Origin of the sequence: Corynebacterium sp. (assembly GCF_030530965.1) — a bacterium.
Classification (GTDB): domain Bacteria; phylum Actinomycetota; class Actinomycetes; order Mycobacteriales; family Mycobacteriaceae; genus Corynebacterium.
On sequence record NZ_JAUMTY010000067.1, the window covers coordinates 7,087 to 9,091 of the forward strand.

General features: G+C 58.9%; 2 protein-coding genes and 1 pseudogene. All 3 read left to right on the plus strand.

Annotated elements, in window-relative coordinates; translation table 11 throughout:
• Nucleotides 1–452: pseudogene (locus Q3981_RS09675) on the plus strand (ABC transporter substrate-binding protein); the annotation flags it as partial.
• The gene (locus Q3981_RS09680; protein WP_303125727.1) at nt 449–1,411 is read left to right on the plus strand and encodes an ABC transporter permease; all 963 of its coding nucleotides are present in this window, start codon (nt 449–451) and stop codon (nt 1,409–1,411) included. The pseudogene Q3981_RS09675 and the gene Q3981_RS09680, both read left to right, overlap by 4 nt.
• A gap of 43 nt (nt 1,412–1,454) precedes the next feature.
• Nucleotides 1,455–2,005, plus strand: a 551-nt coding sequence (locus Q3981_RS09685; RefSeq protein WP_368410108.1) for an ABC transporter permease, incomplete at its 3' end; no start/stop codon positions are given.

Genomic DNA, 2,005 nt, shown 5'->3' on the forward strand with positions numbered 1-2,005 from the left:
CATATGCAACCAATGCTGCAGAGCTCATTATTTCTGAGCTGGAGGACGTCGGAATTCATGCTCATATCGAATCGCAGGAATTCCCCGCCGTGTGGTTGTCTCAAACTCTTACCCAACATGACTACGACATGTCCATCATTGAGCATGCTGAGGCCAGGGACATTCCCACATTGTTCGGAAACCCGGACTACTACCTCGGTTACGATGACGAGCAAACACGCACACTCTTGGCCAATGCGGATTCCGCGCCTCCTGATGAGTACGCGCCCCTCATGCGCAAAGCTGTTGATCGGATCATGAATCAAGCAGGTGCTAACACGATATTCATCTATCCCAACATCGTTGTGCGGGATAAAGACCTCACCGGCATCCCCACAACTATTGCCGGGCAGGGGCTCGAACTCGCTGGTATTAGCCGCGCCCATCACTCGACCGCACGGAGCGAATCATGACAGCTCATGTACGCATCGTAGGCAGGATCGCTCTGCGCTATATCGTGTCCCTGTGGGCCGCGTCGGTCATCATTTTCTTGATCATGCGGCTCATTCCGGGTGATCCCGCAGAAGTTTCCCTGGGCGAGACCGCGACGCCACAAGCCATCGAATCGATGAAGCACACGCTGGGGACCGATCGACCGCTGATCACACAGTATTTTTCGTGGGTTACCGGGATGCTGCATGGGCACTTCGGCGTCTCCTACTCCAGCGGAACGGACATCGGGCCAATACTGATGGACCGGACCGCGGTCAGCCTCATTCTGGTTCTGACCAGCATGGTTCTTGCCATTGTGCTTGCCGTACCCCTGGGCACCTGGGCGGCCATGCGTAACCACAAACCCGACGGCACTGCCCTGTCGGTGCTGGCGCACGTGGGTATCGCCATCCCCAGTTTCTTGGCCGGTATCCTGTTGATCTCGCTTTTTGCCGTTCACTGGAGCATCCTCCCTGCAAATGGCTGGGTTCCCCCGAACCAATCCTTCACCGGTTTCCTCCGACGGCTCATCCTCCCGTGTTGTGCGTTGGCTTTCATTCAGGCAGCGATCCTGACGCGCTATGTTCGATCGGCTGTCTTAGATGTTCTGCACCAGGAATACATCCGTACCGCCAGGTCAACAGGTTTATCGACACTTCACGCCCTCGTCGCCCACGGTGCGAGGAATGCAGCTGTGCCCATCGTGGCGGTCATTGGCGTCAACATGGCCACACTTGTCGTCGGAGCTGTGCTCATTGAGCAGGTGTTCGTCATCCCCGGATTGGGATCCTACGTCCTTGACGCGGTGAATAGCCGCGACATGATTACCGTCCAAAGCTGCGTCATGATGCTGGTCACCATCACGCTCACCGTCACGCTGGCCGCCGACGCCATAGCGGCGCTGATTGACCCCAGAATGTCGAGGTCACGCCTTGTCTAACGCACGCACGCATGCACCACGCTCCAGGAGACCGAATCCAGTGATGGCAGGGAAGAATCGACGTTTGCAGGCGGTGACCCGCGCCAACCACCGCGTCATGTTCATGGTGGGGGCGGCCGTGGTGAGCCTGGTCGTCCTTGTCGCGCTGGTCTCACTGATCTGGACGCCGTATGGGCCGCAAGAGGCTAACCCGGCGTCGGCACTGCAACCCCCGAGTTGGGACCACTGGATGGGAACCGACCGATACGGCCGGGATACGTTATCGCGAATCATGGTCGGATCCCAGATCTCCCTCGAAGTGAGCGTTCTCGCGGTCGCAATTGGCGCCGGCGTCGGCGTTCCGCTCGGGATCCTTGCGGCCGTCCGCGGAGGATGGCTCGATTCCTTCATTATGCGGCTGTCGGATTTAGCGCTGGCATTCCCGGCTCTCCTGCTGGCGATCATCGCCGGATCGGTTGTCGGCGTCGGCACGTCATCAGAGATGGTTGCCATTGGGATTGCGTTTATCCCGAGCTTTGCCCGCGTATCGCGCGCAGGCACCCGCCAAGTCCTCAGCCAGGACTACATTTTGGCCGCGCGAAGTGCGGGAATGGG

Bases quoted from the DNA above. Each gene is read 5' to 3' on its own strand.
- Q3981_RS09680 (WP_303125727.1), top strand. From the start codon at position 449: ATGACAGCTCATGTACGCATCGTAGGCAGGATCGCTCTGCGCTATATC.